At 39.5% G+C, this 15,973-nt stretch carries 20 protein-coding genes and 1 pseudogene; 15 read left to right on the forward strand and 6 right to left on the reverse strand.

Annotated elements, in window-relative coordinates:
* Positions 1-61: 61 nt before the first annotated feature.
* Both CBM24_RS11065 and CBM24_RS11070 read right to left on the reverse strand, forming a co-directional pair.
* Positions 62-943, reverse strand: a complete 882-nt coding sequence (locus CBM24_RS11065) for a DJ-1/PfpI family protein (protein WP_088161263.1) — start codon at positions 941-943, stop codon at positions 62-64.
* Between the two features lie 113 nt (positions 944-1,056).
* The gene (locus tag CBM24_RS11070; protein ID WP_088161264.1) at positions 1,057-1,368 is read right to left on the reverse strand and encodes a hypothetical protein; all 312 of its coding nucleotides are present in this window, start codon (positions 1,366-1,368) and stop codon (positions 1,057-1,059) included.
* Between the two features lie 384 nt (positions 1,369-1,752).
* Between CBM24_RS11070 and CBM24_RS11075 the strand changes: the two genes are divergently transcribed.
* From CBM24_RS11075 to CBM24_RS11120, 9 genes are all read left to right on the forward strand, one after another.
* A complete protein-coding gene (locus tag CBM24_RS11075) occupies positions 1,753-2,409 on the forward strand; it encodes a response regulator transcription factor (protein ID WP_088161265.1) in 657 nt (218 codons plus the stop codon).
* Positions 2,410-2,488: 79 nt separating this feature from the next.
* Positions 2,489-2,974 carry a CinA family protein gene (locus CBM24_RS11080; protein ID WP_088161266.1) on the forward strand — a complete coding sequence of 162 codons (486 nt, stop codon included), beginning with the start codon at positions 2,489-2,491 and terminating at the stop codon, positions 2,972-2,974.
* Between the two features lie 439 nt (positions 2,975-3,413).
* Entirely contained in the window at positions 3,414-4,016 is a 603-nt protein-coding gene (locus CBM24_RS11085; protein ID WP_088161267.1) for a DUF4375 domain-containing protein, read from the forward strand.
* A gap of 16 nt (positions 4,017-4,032) precedes the next feature.
* Entirely contained in the window at positions 4,033-4,506 is a 474-nt protein-coding gene (locus CBM24_RS11090) for a hypothetical protein (protein ID WP_088161268.1), read from the forward strand.
* 551 nt (positions 4,507-5,057) lie between these two features.
* A complete protein-coding gene (locus CBM24_RS11100) occupies positions 5,058-6,059 on the forward strand; it encodes an L-histidine N(alpha)-methyltransferase (protein WP_088161270.1) in 1,002 nt (333 codons plus the stop codon).
* A 12-nt stretch (positions 6,060-6,071) separates the two neighbouring features.
* Positions 6,072-7,265, forward strand: a complete 1,194-nt coding sequence (egtB, locus tag CBM24_RS11105) for an ergothioneine biosynthesis protein EgtB (protein WP_232475759.1) — start codon at positions 6,072-6,074, stop codon at positions 7,263-7,265.
* 1 nt (position 7,266) lies between these two features.
* Positions 7,267-8,187, forward strand: a complete 921-nt coding sequence (locus tag CBM24_RS11110) for an ABC transporter ATP-binding protein (RefSeq protein WP_088161271.1) — start codon at positions 7,267-7,269, stop codon at positions 8,185-8,187.
* On the forward strand, positions 8,184-9,749 hold the full coding sequence (locus CBM24_RS11115; RefSeq protein ID WP_088161272.1) for an ABC transporter permease/substrate-binding protein: 1,566 nt from the start codon (positions 8,184-8,186) through the stop codon (positions 9,747-9,749). Before CBM24_RS11110 ends, CBM24_RS11115 begins: the two co-directional genes overlap by 4 nt.
* 283 nt (positions 9,750-10,032) lie before the next feature.
* A complete protein-coding gene (locus CBM24_RS11120) occupies positions 10,033-10,305 on the forward strand; it encodes a hypothetical protein (protein WP_088161273.1) in 273 nt (90 codons plus the stop codon).
* 67 nt (positions 10,306-10,372) lie between these two features.
* Here the strand turns inward: CBM24_RS11120 and CBM24_RS11125 are convergent, their stop codons facing one another.
* From CBM24_RS11125 to CBM24_RS11135, 3 genes are all read right to left on the reverse strand, one after another.
* A complete protein-coding gene (locus CBM24_RS11125; RefSeq protein ID WP_232475760.1) occupies positions 10,373-10,867 on the reverse strand; it encodes a hypothetical protein in 495 nt (164 codons plus the stop codon).
* A 198-nt stretch (positions 10,868-11,065) separates the two neighbouring features.
* Entirely contained in the window at positions 11,066-11,839 is a 774-nt protein-coding gene (locus CBM24_RS11130; RefSeq protein ID WP_088161275.1) for an Fpg/Nei family DNA glycosylase, read from the reverse strand.
* 10 nt (positions 11,840-11,849) lie between these two features.
* Positions 11,850-12,050, reverse strand: coding sequence for a hypothetical protein (locus tag CBM24_RS11135; RefSeq protein ID WP_088161276.1), 201 nt, complete (start codon positions 12,048-12,050; stop codon positions 11,850-11,852).
* 167 nt (positions 12,051-12,217) lie between these two features.
* Here CBM24_RS11135 and CBM24_RS28060 point away from each other — a divergent pair.
* The 3 genes and pseudogenes from CBM24_RS28060 to CBM24_RS11150 form a co-directional block, all read left to right on the forward strand.
* Positions 12,218-12,325 (forward strand): annotated as a pseudogene (locus CBM24_RS28060) (DUF3606 domain-containing protein); the annotation flags it as partial.
* 4 nt (positions 12,326-12,329) lie between these two features.
* A complete protein-coding gene (locus tag CBM24_RS11145) occupies positions 12,330-12,587 on the forward strand; it encodes a hypothetical protein (protein WP_088161278.1) in 258 nt (85 codons plus the stop codon).
* 119 nt (positions 12,588-12,706) lie between these two features.
* Positions 12,707-13,153: a hypothetical protein gene (locus CBM24_RS11150; protein ID WP_075992237.1), complete on the forward strand. Its 447-nt coding sequence runs from the start codon at positions 12,707-12,709 to the stop codon at positions 13,151-13,153.
* 26 nt (positions 13,154-13,179) lie between these two features.
* On the opposite strand, the gene CBM24_RS11155 is transcribed toward CBM24_RS11150, so the two are convergent.
* Complete coding sequence (locus CBM24_RS11155; protein WP_088161279.1) at positions 13,180-13,647, reverse strand: hypothetical protein; 468 nt, start codon at positions 13,645-13,647, stop codon at positions 13,180-13,182.
* 343 nt (positions 13,648-13,990) lie between these two features.
* On the opposite strand from CBM24_RS11155, the gene CBM24_RS11160 reads away from it, so the two are divergent.
* The 3 genes from CBM24_RS11160 to CBM24_RS11170 all read left to right on the forward strand — a co-directional run bounded on the left by CBM24_RS11160 (position 13,991) and on the right by CBM24_RS11170 (position 15,896).
* Positions 13,991-14,227, forward strand: a complete 237-nt coding sequence (locus tag CBM24_RS11160) for a hypothetical protein (protein WP_075992239.1) — start codon at positions 13,991-13,993, stop codon at positions 14,225-14,227.
* Between the two features lie 147 nt (positions 14,228-14,374).
* The gene (locus CBM24_RS11165) at positions 14,375-14,602 is read left to right on the forward strand and encodes a hypothetical protein (protein ID WP_157698430.1); all 228 of its coding nucleotides are present in this window, start codon (positions 14,375-14,377) and stop codon (positions 14,600-14,602) included.
* 61 nt (positions 14,603-14,663) lie between these two features.
* On the forward strand, positions 14,664-15,896 hold the full coding sequence (locus CBM24_RS11170) for an IS256 family transposase (RefSeq protein WP_088161093.1): 1,233 nt from the start codon (positions 14,664-14,666) through the stop codon (positions 15,894-15,896).
* Positions 15,897-15,973 lie beyond the last annotated feature (77 nt).

Consider the following 15,973-nt stretch of genomic DNA (forward strand, 5'->3'; position numbering starts at 1 on the left):
TGCATATTTGACACATGTGCTTTCAAAACAGAATATAGACCTTTTATTTGAAAAAAATCGGCTATCCATTTTCCATTTTTGATTTTTCATCGGCGAGAAGTTCATCTGCGCAGAGTTTCCCGAATTTATCAGCCGCTAACGGACTATCTGCAGTAATTAATTTTCTGTCAACGTGACAATCGCCGGCAATTTTTTTATTCAAAATTTCGACCCCAAGCTGTTTGAGTTTTTCGCCATAAAACCAGGGCATTTCGCCGGGCTGGTATCCACTTTCTGGCAAAGTCTTATCCATTTCATCAGGAAACGAATTAATCTTATATCCCTTAAAAGGAAACTCAGCGTCTCCGCAATCTGCTACGCTTAAGAGCGCTGCGGGGCCATGGCAGATTGCCAATAGATATTTATCTTCCGCTACTACCCATTTGATAAGTTCTTTGACATCATTATTTTCAGGTAGTCCGAGCATTGCGCCATGCCCACCTGGGATAAAAACGGCAACGTAATCAACGTATCCTTTATTCGTGTCAGCTATAAAATCTCTCAGATTGTGCGGGTTTGAAAATTGCGTATTATACTTGTCGAGGATTTTACCGATGTTTTCATCTTCATACGGCATAGCCCACATCTCAAATTTTACAGGAGCACCTGTTGGTGTGTAGAAGTCAACATCAAATCCAGCCTGTTCGAAATGAAGAATGGGAACCAGTGTTTCGACCGGATGATTGCCTGTTGAAAACTTCTTTCCATTTTTCATGGTCATATACCGTTCTTCTGTGCAGAGCACCAGAATCTTTTTTCGGGTGTCCTTATTGCTATCACTGTACTTTTTTTTACTGTAATTTGTCTTGGTCGTAACCATCGTCTTTCTTGAAAAAAAAGAAGGTTCGTAACCAATGCCTTCAAATACAGGCTCTTTGCTCAAATCGTTTGAAAATAATGACATAGTAATATTTTTTATTGTTTGTAATTCGTGCTATTGAAAAGCTTCGAATGTCAAACTTTCCACACTTTATAAATCTTTAAGAGATAACAATATCCAAACCCGTGCGGTTTCGCCTAAAAAATATTTGTAAGAAAACAGCCCCGAAACAAAGTCGTCAAACGGTCATGGAACTCTCTTTCGTCTTTTTCCTGTTCGTCAATTTCAGGAAATTCATTTTCTTCTTCGTTTCCTAGTTCTTCATCGATGCCTAAATCATCCTGATCGGGCATTTCTGGAGTTTCATCGGATTCATTCTCTGATAATTCCTCTTCAGGATTATCTGGCACATCGTTCGGAAGATTCTCGGGGCCCTGTTGTGCGACAATTGCGAATGCAACGATAAGTATACCTTGATACCGATCCTGCGTAATTTGGTTTTTTTTCATCTTTTAATAAATATATAAAGTGAACCTTCTTGGGATCGGTTTCGTTAAATGATAAACTACGCAATATAAGTCATTTACTACTTGAAATCATTATAATAGTCTGATGAAGTACTTTAACTGCGGATATTAAGTTTCAGCGTTAAGGATCTTAATGTATTGGAAGTTCATAATCCAATTTTAAGTGAGAGGGATACTTTTTATAAAAATTATAGGGGGATGTTTATACGATGGAATGGCGTTATGTATTTCATGGAAGGTAATAATACTGGGGTTAATAAGTAATTATTACAAATTTTAAAATATAAATTGAAAATTTTCTAGTAATGTAAAAATGGCAGGCTAATTGTTCTGAATTACCTATAACACACGATTTTCTCTACTACGATGTATAAAATATTACTTGTTGACGATCACACATTGGTAAGGAACGGCTTTAGGCTAATATTGGAGTCACATGAGCAACTCTCCATTGTTGGGGAGGCGGGAGATGGAGTAGAGGCGCTAGAACTCTTAGATAAAAGCGAGACACCTGATCTTATAATTACGGATCTCAAAATGAAAGAGATGAGCGGCATTACATTAATCCATAAAGTGAAGGTCAAATATCCTGAAATTGACGTTGCTGTTTTATCAATGATCGAGGATAATAATACCGTGGCTGAAGCATTTAGGGCGGGGGCAGTTGGCTTTTTATCGAAAAATTCGGACTATGACGAACTTGTTCAAGGTATATTCAACATATTACAGGGTAAAAGATATATTTCAATGGAAATAGGTCTATCCCTCCTCGATCATTTTCAGCTAAATAGTCCTATTTATATCGATAAAGAGGCTATTTTCCATCGCTACGATATTTCTGAAAGGGAATTAACGGTTTTGGAACTGATTTCACGTGGTTTTACAAATGCTGAAATAGCAGATCAGATATTTCTGAGCAAACGAACAGTTGAGGGGCACCGGCAGCAGCTGATTGATAAAACAAAAACAAAAAATACAGCTGATCTAGTGCGGTTTGCCTTTGAAAATAAACTGCTACAATAAATGGGTCAATAACGGATTTAAGATTCCGTGTAGATAAAAGGTCTGCTAAGGCTATAGTTTTTAAATTAATAAGTATAAGATGGAACCTGATAAGGAAGTAATTCAACGTATTGGCAGGCTACTTGATTGTAAGACTGTTGCAACGGCTGAAAGTGTAACAGCTGGACAGCTTCAGTTTATGCTGTCCCAGATCGAAAATGCTGCAGTTAATTTTAAAGGTGGGATTACAGCTTACACGCTTGAAGAGAAAGTAAATTTATTGGGAATCGATGAGGATGAGGCCAGAGCAAGTGATTGTGTGTCGTCTCAGATCGCAGAAGATATGGCACTGCAGGCATCACACTTGTTCAATGCTGATTTTGGTATAGGTGTTACCGGTTACGCAACTCCGGTGGAAGAGTCACATTTTAAGTTGTATGCATATTTTGCAATATCCTATAAAATGCAGATAATCGTTTCCGAAAAAACAGCATTGAAAAAGAACTTCTTAGGTACAAAAGCACAGCAGAAATATGGCGAAAATATTTTGGTCACCTTTGAAAATATACTTGCAAAGCTATTTTAGTGATTTTTCCTCTCAAATTTATCGTAGGTGGTTTACAAAAAATAAAAAAGGCCGGTGACATGAATCCCCGACCTTTATAACTACTAAAACAAACTAACTTAACCTGGTGAAGAACATAATTCTGATAGAATAGTTCATTATTTTTCAAAAAAAGGACTAATCTTTCGATTAGCCCCTTAACTAAATTATAGACAGATCCATTTAGGACCGGAAAATACGTTTAAAATGGCCAGGCCTAAAAACCTGACCATACAATTAAATCAATCAATCTGAACTGATACGTAACGATCGACAATAGATGGACAATTCTTTTGAGACCTTGGTTTGATAAAAATGAAAAAAGACCGAGCCGCAGCAGCAGCCATCCTTTTGCGAGATACATAAAACACAAAAGTATGGTTAATCAATGATTATATTTGAGTAATAAAAAGATTTAAAGATGATAAAATCAATGCGAACACCGATTATTACCATTGGAATTATAATAATGATTTTAAATTTGTTTGGCTGTTCTGAACGTACGAAGCAAAATAATAATAAGCCATCAATTCAGACGCCATTAACCGAGCAAATTATTGATACGACATCGGATGACATGTTATTGGAAGTCGTCTATGATAACCTCTTTCGTAAGTTATCGCCGGCATATGATAAAGAATATGAAATCGTCTTGTCTTGGAACAAATCTAGACAAGCAATTTATATGATCAGCCGATTAGAAGCAGAAGTAAATAATGGTGGTTATAACCAGTTTTATTTTAATTCAAGCGGTCAATTTGCTACTGCGCTGCCAGAAGCGTTGAAATTAGTTGGCGCTACTAAATTTGCTGATCTGACCGAGCGAGCAAACAGCACTTTTGAAAAGGAGAAATCGAAAATAACCGAAGCACAGGATGGTACGGTAGAAGGTTTTAGTAAATCTTATGAGAATAATCCGTTAAACAAATTTGACGAGGAATTTTACAAACTTAATGACGTTGAAAACTTGCAGAAAATTCAGGTTGACTACATCCGAAAGAACAAGAAAGAGTTTACTGATTAAATCCTATCTTAGTCCTATGCTGTACAATCCCTTTGAACAAGTCACCAAAAGTTCGTTTCGCGAGCTCGTCGAGTCGGGCTATGCCGACTTTGTGCTGCAGCGCTTTGAGTGGCCCGATGTTAAGGAAAAGACAGGCTTCCTGCTCACGCCTTATGATGATAAGGAAGCCGCCGATCAGCATGCCCATCAATTGGGGGCAAAGGAGGGAAGAGCCTTGCAGTTGCCGCAGGATGCCCATAAGATCGAAAGCTTGTTGGAAACAGGATCAGGCTATCAGATCTTTCTCAATCTTATCAAGGAGGAGAACTGGGATAAGCGTATGCTCAAGCTGTATGAAAAAAATATTGTCAATTACCTGCGTACCAAGACCAGGTTTCAGCGCAAAAATCCGATCGATATCCTATTCTCCCTAGCATATGGTCGGGTAGTGGCTACCATTACCGATGGGCAGAACCAAAAGAAAGTATTTGCTATCGAGATCCTTCGGTAATCAGATCCGGTCCGAACTAAAAAGCAGTCATTTTCTTGCCGTAGGGCAATCGGTATTTAAAGTACAAATTGCGTATATTCGTATCAAAGCCAAACAAAAAAGGATACCATTAGGTGCTGGGATATTAGCCTCCATACCGATATTGAGATTATCAAAAATACCTTTCCGCAATTGCGGGACGAGCGCCGTCAATTGGATTACAATTATGACTATCTGGAAAACGTGCAGGCCATTACCTTTCCCAAATATCCGATCCTGTATAAGGATTGCTACCATTGGGAAGTGATGCGGCGCAGACTTCGTTGTTTTAACTAAAAATGTCGGAGAGATAATCTTTAGTGTGGTTCAGAAAGTTACTTTGTTAAAATTTTTTTAAAGAACGGAATTCTTTCAGCCAATGACTGTGCTGTGTAGTCGTGAAGTTCTACTCTTCTCATGTTCTTCTCTTGTAGTTAGAGATCGACTATTTTCACAGATTGGATTATTCCGAAACTATTCGCTCATTTTTCCTGTTATATTTCTGTAACAAAGACCGCAAATACCATAGAGTTATGAGTTTACAATTAAATAATGTTCTACCAGTAATTAGTGCTTCACCTGAGATCGAAAAGTATGAAGGGGTTTTTCACAAGGAAGTGGTAGAAGGTTTAAGTATTTATCCGAAGAAATTATCTTCAAAGTATTTTTATGATCCCATCGGCGATCGACTTTTTCAGGATATCATGCATATGCCCGAATATTATCTGACCAACTGCGAGCTTGAAATATTCCGCACAAAAACTGCTGAGTTAGCAGATTTCATCACAACTGATGAATCCGATTTCGACCTGATAGAACTGGGGGCAGGTGATGCCCTTAAATCAAGTCATCTGTTAACCCATCTCAGTGCACATCATAACACGTACTCCTACATGCCTATCGATATATCGGGCAATATTCTTGCGGTATTAGGCGAAAAATTACATCGTGACATTCCAACTTTAGATATCGTACCGCTAGAGGGAGAGTACTTTGAAATGCTTGACCAGGCGATGAAAATTTCAAAACGGCGAAAAGTAGTTTTATTTTTAGGTGGTAATATCGGCAATATGGATATGGACGAAGCCCAACTTTTTTGTTCCGAAATCCGCCGTAAACTAAGCCCCGGTGATATTATTATAATCGGTTTTGATCTCAAAAAAAATCCACACACCGTTCTTTCTGCCTATAACGATAAAACCGGAATCACCTCGGCCTTCAACATCAATTTACTGAATCGCATCAACCGGGAACTTGAAGCTGATTTCGATACCCAATGTTTTCAGCATTATCAATCCTACGATCCAATCTCCGGAGCCTGCCGCAGTTTCTTGGTCAGTCTAACCAATCAACATGTCCATATCAAAGGCGAGTCTATATTTTTTAAGGAAAATGAGTTAATTGACATGGAAATTTCTCAGAAATATACTCCTGAGGAAATACAGCGAATGGCTTCTCTAGCAGGATTTCAGCTGATCGCAAATGTTGAAGACAGCAAAGGATGGTTTGTTGATTCGGTATGGAGGGTGTCCTAATAAGTTTTATTTATGGAAAATATACAAAATGCGCTTATCGAAATGTCCGAAAAGCAAAAATGGATCGATAGCTATCTTGCTATACGGGCTTATTCCGAAGAAATTTGCCAACCGTTGGAAACTGAGGATTATGTTGTTCAGCCCATAGGAGAGGTTAGTCCTCCGAAATGGCATCTTGGACATACCACCTGGTTTTTCGAAACATTTATTTTACTTCCGCATCTGCCAAACTATCAGCCATTCGACGCTGAATACAATTTTGTGTTCAATAGTTACTATGAAACAATAGGAGCTCGGGTGATTCGTACAGATCGAGGAAATCTGAGCAGACCTTCCGTTGCAGACATCTATAGATACCGCAAATGTGTGGACAAGTATATGATTGAGTTTTTGGATGGTGGGTTTTTGACAAATGATCTCCTTGACATCTTTGTGCTAGGATTAAATCATGAACAGCAACATCAAGAATTGCTGCTTACGGATATCAAATATATACTGGGGCACAATCCCCTTTTTCCTGCTTATGGCAGTACAAAAGCTCCTTTCAGTTATGCGGCTGCCGAATCAACGTATGTCCAATTTGATGCTGGGATTTATGAAATCGGATATGAAGGTTCAGGTTTCTGTTTTGACAATGAGAAAGGAAGACATAAGGTCTATCTGAATGACTTTGAAATCGCGAGTGATTTGGTGACAAATAAGGAATACATTGCTTTCATGGAAGATGGTGGGTACGATGATTTCCGGTATTGGCATGCCGAAGGTTGGGACTGGGTAAAACAGCATCAGGCTCAGGCTCCCTTATATTGGCATTTGATGAATGGACAATGGATGAATTATACCTTAGCAGGGTTGATGGAAATAAACCTGGACGATGCAGTTTGCCATGTCAACTTTTATGAAGCTTCCGCATTTGCAGCCTGGAGGGGAATGCGGCTTCCGACAGAGGCAGAGTGGGAAGTTGCGGCAGATCATCTCAATTGGGGACAGCGGTGGGAGTGGACCAATTCTGCATATCTTCCTTATCCCGGATTTAAAAAGGAAGCTGGCGCCGTGGGTGAATATAACGGAAAATTTATGGTCAACCAGATGGTCTTGCGTGGAGCCTCCATTGCAACACCTAAAGATCATAGCCGCAAAACGTACCGAAACTTTTTTCAGACGGCACTGCAGTGGCAATTTACAGGTATTAGACTCGCGAGATAATATGATAGATATCGTCTCCATTTCAAAATTCTTTAATGGAAAGGCCGCAGTTGATCAGATTTCCCTTCAGGCCAAGCAAGGGGAAGTTCTTGTTTTGCTAGGGACCAGCGGTTGTGGAAAGACGACAACCCTAAAAATGATCAATAGGCTTATCGAACCCGATAAAGGCCAGATCTTTATTGCTGGCAAAGATATCAGAGAAAGAGGCATCCATGATTTACGTAGGCAAATTGGTTTTGTCATGCAGCATGCCGGCCTTTTTCCGCACTATACCGTTGCACGCAATATTGCTGTAGTTCCAGAATTGTTGAAATGGGAAAAAAAGAAAATAAGCATGCGTACTGCGGAGCTACTTCACAAATTAAACTTGGGCGAGGAGATCCTCCAACGTTATCCCCATGAACTGAGTGGAGGGCAACAACAGCGCGTAGGCATTGCTAGGGCACTGATCGCCGATTCACCTATTCTATTAATGGACGAGCCATTCGGAGCACTGGATAATATAACCAAAGCAGATATCCACGCAGAATTCAGATCCTTGGAGGAGATACGCAGTAAGACGATCATCCTCGTTACGCACGATGTGTCTGAGGCTTTCGAACTTGGACAGCGGATCTGCTTAATGGACAAGGGGAAAATCGTGCAGATCGGAACGCCAAAAGAACTGTTATATAGACCTGCAAATGAATTTGTAGCCAATTTCTTCGCCGAAAATCGCCTACTATTGGAGTATAAAGTGACTACCTTACAAGAACTACAAGGGATTACGGCGATAGATCCTTTTATCTCGCGTTATGGATTTACATTGAGCACAGATTTATGGCATGCCACCCAGGTTCTGAGTATGCATACAGATACGGCGCAAGCCTATGAAACGCTAGTGGGCGCATTTAACAACTATCGAAAACAACAAGTGGTATGACGGCGCAAAGTTTTTGGCAATTTATGCTCGAACAACAGGACAAGCTATTGACCCAGATTGGCCAACATCTCGGGCTTACATTTTTATCTTTGGTATTTGCCATTCTTATCGGAGTGCCTCTAGGGGTACTGATCTCGAGAAAGAGAAAATTTGCTGCTATTATTTTAGGTTTTGCAGGTGTTTTGCAAACTGTACCGAGTATTGCATTGTTGGGTTTTCTTATTCCGGTTCTGGGTATCGGAGCCATTCCCGCCATTGTTGCACTATTTATCTACGCACTCTTACCCATTATCCGGAATACCTTTACCGGCATTACAGGAGTTGGTTCCAGTATCGTGGAGGCAGCCAAAGCGATGGGTATGACCGATTGGCAACTGCTTCTCAGAGTAGAACTCCCACTTGCCATGCCAGTGATTATCGCAGGCGTACGTACAGCGGCAGTGATCAATGTTGGTGTAGCTACCTTGGCATCATTTGTTGCCGCCGGAGGCTTGGGTGAATTTATTTTTGGCGGTATATCCCTCAACAATTCAAACATGATCTTGGCCGGTGCTATTCCTGCAGCATTACTAGCAATCCTCTTGGACAAAGGCATTGCACTAATCCAATATTCCCAGGTAAATATCAAAAGTCGACAGACCTATATTATATTGGGCATATTCACCGCTGTGTGCATTTTAAGTATGCTTTATATGGTTATGAGGTCCAATGACAGTCGCATCAAGGCAGGTTTCACACCAGAGTTTATGGGACGTCAGGACGGTGACCTGGGACTTCGCAGTATCTATGGTCTTCATGTCAACCCACTTGTTGTCAGCGATGCAATTATGTATAAAGCCGCTTATGAAAAAGATCTTGATCTCATTAGCGGATACTCCACCGATGGGCGGATCAAGGCATACGACCTGTTTGTGCTGGCAGATGACAAGAAGATTTTCCCACCTTATTTTGCTTCACCGATCATCAAAGAGGCAACCCTTCAGAAATTCCCCAAGCTGGAAGAGACAATGAACCTGCTGGCAGATAAGTTCAATGATTCGGTCATGACGGAGCTCAATTATAGAGCAGACTTTTTGAAGCAGACGCCAGAACATATTGCAAAGGACTTTCTGCTGCACAACAATCTTTATAAGCCAACTGGTTCTGGGAGCGCCGGTACGATAAAGGTAGGTTCAAAAATTTTTGCAGAACAATATATTTTGGCTGCGATATACAAAATTCTGATCGAAGGCCATACCGATTATAAAGTAGATACAAAGACGGGGTTGGGTGGGACCAAAATATGTTTTGATGCTTTGGTGAGCGATGCGATTGATTGCTATGTAGAGTACACCGGAACAGGCCTTTTGGTGTTGTTAAAACCAAATCAGCAGGTATTAGGAAGCGTATCCAAAAGTCCTTCCGATACCTATAATTATGTGAACAATGAGTTTCAGAGGCTGTACGGCATCAAGTGGTTAAAACCTTTGGGATTTAATAATGCTTATGCGCTAATGATGCGGCGGTCTCAGGCCAGAGAACTTCATATTGAAAGAATTAGTGATTTGAAAAAATATTACTAAAAGTGGTATAAAAACTAAATCAGAAAGTCAAAAAATGATGTTCCGAAGCATTTCTCCTGTATGATTACACCTCATAAAACTCATACAGGACAGTTTTAATAGTTATATATAAAAAGGAGTAACCACCACGAGTCTCTTGATTCGGGAATGGATCCGATGCAAGCGATCAGTCAGATTTAGTACTATTAGGATCTGCCGCTAAGCACAAAAAGTTAATGACTTTTGAACCATATGGGTTGTATTTCTGTTCCAAAGTAAAGACAACCGTATATAGCTTTCGAAGATGAAATTTGTCAAAGTAAATCGAGTCGTATTAACCGCGCTGCGAGCGATGGGGTATAATGTCCTAATTTCACCTGTCAATGTCCAGGATCCACAAAATATTACCTGGAAGGCGATATGGGTGGATGACGTAGATACCTGGATCAGGAGTTTGTATTGTGGGCATGGAAGTACGGCTCGTCCTAATATTCTGGACATTGATTATGTATTAGCCAATGTTCCCGAGTGCTATTTGTCGGGAAGTGTATTTATAGAAAGTGATAAGGTCCATTAGTCTATAAGTCCGCTTGGTTATTTGGCGTGAATATCTTCTGTTTAAAGATTATTGTGACTACATTTTTTTAAGAGATCCAGAGGTTAAAGAATCGTTGTATGATTACCCATTTACCATTCACTTTTTCAAGCAGAAATGCATCACCGTTTCCACATAAAGGGCCACATATATAGTCAACCGGCACGTATGCTTTTTTGCGATTATACCCTATAATGGGAAGATGAAAGTAATAAATGCTTTGGTTGCGGTCCATCCTGTATTTATCGGCGTCATCAACAGTGTACGCTGCTTTGATAGCGGCTGGAATCGGGATGATTGCCTTCCTTTCGTTCATCTGATTCAGCATATCCAGCGAATCTGTGAGCTGGTTATCCAGTATTTTCATCAGCTTCTGTGGATCGACGTTGTAAAAAACATAATTCCTGTCATGCAATGATGAGATAGAATCTCTCATAAACTTGTTATGAATGAACGCCCTTCGTTCTCCTTCACGTTGCAGTTTGATACCAGCTGAATCGTCAGACAAAATTGTTTCTAAAATGGAAACATAGTCTTGTTGCATTGAGCTGTCATTGTATATTTTGGACTTATTATTTTGTACCGGTGTCATTGTACTTTTACGCATTGTACAGCCCTGGAGAACTAAAAAAAAGAAGATAATATATAGATTATTCATATGCAATTAGTTGCTATTATTTCCGTACCAGATCTGTGCCAAAAAACTTCACTGAGATAAGTAATTCTCTAGTCGTATCCTGTGCTATTCGAAAACTTTTTGTTGCTCTGTGTAATAAGTAGTTCTGCCGCTAATTTTGGTTTGCAATATTTCATGACCCTTACCATCAACCTTCGCATTTTTGTTATGAACTTTCATGAAATCCCTTATCTCACCGTTAATGATTTCAGGATGCTCTTTTAGAATCTGCTGTTCGGCATTTTCCAGTACCTCCTTAATTGCTTTGGCAAGATGTTGAACCTTCTCTTCGGGGATTTTGTTTGAAATTGAAAGTGGTGATATCCCTGCTTCATACAGGATTTCGTCGGCGTAGGCATTTCCAATACCGCCAATGACGTTTTGGTCCATCAGGAGAGTTTTAATTTTGGCCTTGCTTGATTGCAGCAATCCGAAAAGTAATTTTGGATTTAGCTTTTCAGAAAGTGCATCCATCACGTTTGCATGTTCAGGATTCAATTCTATATATGCCATCCTCTGAAAGTCGGTAATGGATAGCGTGCCACCATCCTTAAACTTCATGGAAACTAATGCATACTTTGGGTTTTCGTCTTCAGAATATATCAGTTTCCCATGCAACATGAGATGAACCGACAAGGTAGCATCTTTGCCAAAATCAAAAAAAAGCCTTTTACCTTCCCGATAAACTTTGACGAGTTTTTTGCCCTCTAGAGTTTGCAGCTCATTCAGGCTGACTTTGGTTTTTTGTTTGTTGTGAATGGCAGCTTTTTCAAGCACTTTACCTTTAAGCATTTTTGTGAGATTTTTGCTGAAGGCCTGTAGGTCTGGTAATTCTGGCATAGTTGTCGATTTAATAATTTGTGTACTTCTTTCTACTCTCTTCTTTTACCTTTTTAAAATGCTCCCTCGCTTTTTTTAGGCCGGTTGCTATGGCAATTCCTTCTTCGGCGCCTTCCTCAAGCAAAGCGTTTGCGATTTCAGTTGCTTTCTCCCGGATGTTGACCGGTTGATTTTTATATGATGGTGGATAATCTCCATTATACCAAGGCATAATTCCTCCTTTTTGTATTTAGAACAACATCAGAATAGTGATAGTTTTCAAACTCTATTGGCTGGCGGTTGTTCTATTCCAAAAACATTTATTATGACAGACAATAAAAATAAAAAAGATGCAAGGGACCGCAATCAGGTAGCTGGCGGTGATCTTATGAGGTAGATTATTTGGCAAAAGAACTTGGCGTAACCCGGCAGCAAGTCGAAGAGGCCATCAAAAGCGTTGGCAATGGTCGTGAGGATGTTATTAATTATTTGAAAAATAAAAAATGAGAATATGGGAGCTATAGCAACATTCACTGGAATTCCGGTGACAAATAACATAGGAGTAGAAAAATACTGTGATTTTGAAGTAGGACAGGAGGGGCAAAATGGACCATATGCCCGAATTACGATGGATGGCTGCCAGATGATCTTAGATGAAGATTTTGGTGTTATAGAGGGCGATCTTGCGGAAGAATGGAGGGAACCCGCTATTGCCAAACTTCTTCTTTTACTGGAAGTAGACCGAAACCGAGATGGAACTTTGAGCTAGTTAATTTGTTCATTACTTTTCTCAAGTTTAATTATGATATTCAGGTTAAAAGGACTCTACAATATATTAGCGGGGATTTGGCCGGGTATTCAGGATCGTATTGAAAGATAAAAATAAATATGACTGGTATTAAGAAATCCAAAAATGAGCTGTTAAAAGATGCACGATTGCAGGAGCTTGAAGGTAAAACTGAAGATGCCATCAAAAGCTATATCCTGGTTATAAGGAAAGCACCATTACAAGCAGGGGCATATAACAGATTAATGATTCTTTATCGAAAGCTCAAAGAATATAAGAAGGAGCTAGCCATTATTAAGCAGGCTATTGCTGCCTATGAGAAGGATTTTAAAGACGATCAACAGACCTGGAAGAAAGCAAACAGTAAGTCTGCACGTCTCAGTCTTAGTTTAGCTAAATCTATGGGGCTTCTCAACGATAAAGGCCTTCCCGTATATGAAGAATCTCAGATCATCAGCTGGAGAAAGCGCATGGAGGCCGTACAGAAAAAAATTAAGACACCAGCAAAGCCACAAAAAAAGAAACCGACAAAACGTTTAAAAAAGTAGCGTTAAACACGCAAATAATCTCGAAATTATCTATTATCATCTTTTCTCCATTTTAGCTCCCCGTGTTGAATCATTCCGATGTATTTTTGTACCTGGTCGTCGGTCAGTAGGCTGTTGTCCTCAATATGATAATCGAAATTCTTAGTATACTTGTCGTGCTGGATGCTGCCTACATAAGCATTGTTCAGATAAATGTGCCAAAGACTGTATTTTTTCGCGCGTACCTCGACTACCTGGCGCACGCCATGGTGGTAAAATAGCTCCGGTACATCGGTATCGAATCGCAAGATCAGTGCATCGATACATGCTTCCTTTATATCATCTGCAAGTTCTCCAAACGCAAGTTCCCAAACTCCCTGAGACTTTCTGAAAACATAAAAAGCAAGCCCATTTTTGTTGTAAAGATGATAGTCTTTCATGCCCATGCTTTTATCATGCACAGTCATTTGGACATACATAACGCGATTACGGCAAAAGACTTCAAGAGGTTTCATGGATCAAAAATACTAATTAATTTAGTAAAAATAAATGATCAAATTGTGGTAATTGTATCTTTCAGTGTCACTACACTCCTTTGTACTTTATTTTTGTGATCTTTTTTTACAATTATAAATACTGCTAACAGAGAGATTTTCCTGCCTTGATACTGCTGTTGTGCATAAACCGTATATATCATGGTTCTAAATATTTAAGAAAGAACAAGAGCTGTGGCATATAGGTTTATCAATTGGTAAATAGTGGTGAGCCAGCAATTTTAACCGGCTAGCGTATACACACGAAGATCAAAATAAAAGTTGTAACCCTCCTTTTAGCCCACAAATTCCGATATACATCAGTATGCCTTTGTTCTTGCCGGATTTTGGCGAAGAAATAGTCGCTAAGATATTTTATGCGGACAATGGATTCGATTCTGACTTTTACAATGATATGGCTTGGAAGGGATTAACAGGTCCTAAAGCTTTTATGAAGCTCTCGGACACGAAAAGAAAACGTATAATAGATCGTATTAAAGCTGAACAGTATAAAGTAGAAAACAATGATACAGTTCAACACGGTCAACCTGCGGGATGTTAAAAATGTAATCTTATCTTTATTGTTTATAAAAGTAATTTTTTTATCGAGTCGATTTTAATGAACAGATTTTTTACAGTTTTATTATCTATAATTTTTATAACTATTGGTTGTTCTCGGAGAATGTATAATGAAGATCCGATTAGGAGAGTGCAACGATATAACAGCGGTGGATTTGAAGTGCAAGCTTACACAGATGTGAATGAAAGTAACATGTATGAAAACCTAATTGTATCGGGGGTAATTAGATTGGGTGACACTAATGAAAAAGCAAGCAATACATCTGTGAATTTTAAATCTGAAAAAGGGGAACTAATTGGAAGTACCGTTACCGACTCAGATGGCATATTTAAAATGGAGCTCGAGACTGTAACCTGAACTGTGTCAGAGGAATAATTCAATAAGATTATTTATATTCAATTATTCAAACGACACGGTCATGAAAGAAAAAGACCCATTCGACTTTGAACGCTTCAAGGCAGAAGCCATACAAGGTCTTTACGAAGGTAAAAGTTTGTCTCCCAATGATGGTGTTCTAGCACCGTTAATGAAGCATCTATTGGAATCAATGATGGATGGTGAGCTAGAGAATCATCTGAACGAAGAAAAAGCGTCAGGTAATAGCAACCGGCGAAATGGCAAGACAAAAAAGACTGTCCGAGGTCTCAATACCGGAACATTTGAGCTAGAAACAGGCCGTGATAGATCCGGCACGTTTGAGCCGAAAGTAGTGCCTAAAAGACAATTAATCATCACTGAACAACTTGAGGGACACGTGCTAAGCATGTATGCCAAAGGAATGAGCACACGGGCTATAAGTGAGTTTATCCGCGAAATGTATGCTATGGAGATCTCTGCCACAGAAATATCCCGTATAACTGAAAGTGTGCTTCCAGCTGTAAATGAGTGGCGTAGTAGGCCCTTGGAAGCTGTTTATCCCTTTGTATTCCTGGACTGCATGCACATTAAAGTTCGCCAGAATGGAACGGTTGAATCAAGAGCTATTTATAACATACTAGGAGTCGGTATGGATGGAAGAAAAGATCTGATCGGTCTTTATAGCTCAGAAAATGAAGGGGCTAAGTTCTGGCTTTCTGTGCTTACAGATCTGAAGCAGCGTGGCGTTGAAGACATCCTTATTGCTTGTATTGATGGTCTAAAAGGATTTCCCGAGGCCATAGAAACTATTTTTCCAAAAACAAAGATTCAGCTGTGTATTGTTCATCAGATCAGAACAAGCATGCGTTATGTAACTGAGAAAGATAAAAAGCTTGTAATGGAGGATCTAAAACCGATCTATAAAGCCGTGAACGAAGAAATAGGTTATGAGAACCTCTTGTCTTTCGAAGAAAAATGGGGCAAGAAATATCCACTTGCTGCCAAATCCTGGATGGATAATTGGACCAATCTTTCTACTTTCTTTGAGTACGAGGATCAGGTTCGCAAGATTATATACACCACAAATCCGATCGAGGGAATGCACCGTCAGATACGAAAAATTATTAAGTCTAAAGGAGCTTTCAGCTCTGAACAGGCGCTCATGAAATTGATGTATTTAATTATTAAAGATATTGCAAAAAAATGGACGATGCCAATGCATAACTGGGGCTTGACCATATCCCAACTTTATATTAGATTTGGGGATAGACTCAAACTAGAAAGAGGTTTTTAAGATTTTAATCCAATGACACAGTTGACGTTACACTCCCTGGAGCTCTCAACCTCTGATTTCTCCGGTAAAGTAGAATT

It is taken from the genome of Sphingobacterium sp. G1-14 (assembly GCF_002196555.1).
Classification (GTDB): domain Bacteria; phylum Bacteroidota; class Bacteroidia; order Sphingobacteriales; family Sphingobacteriaceae; genus Sphingobacterium; species Sphingobacterium siyangense.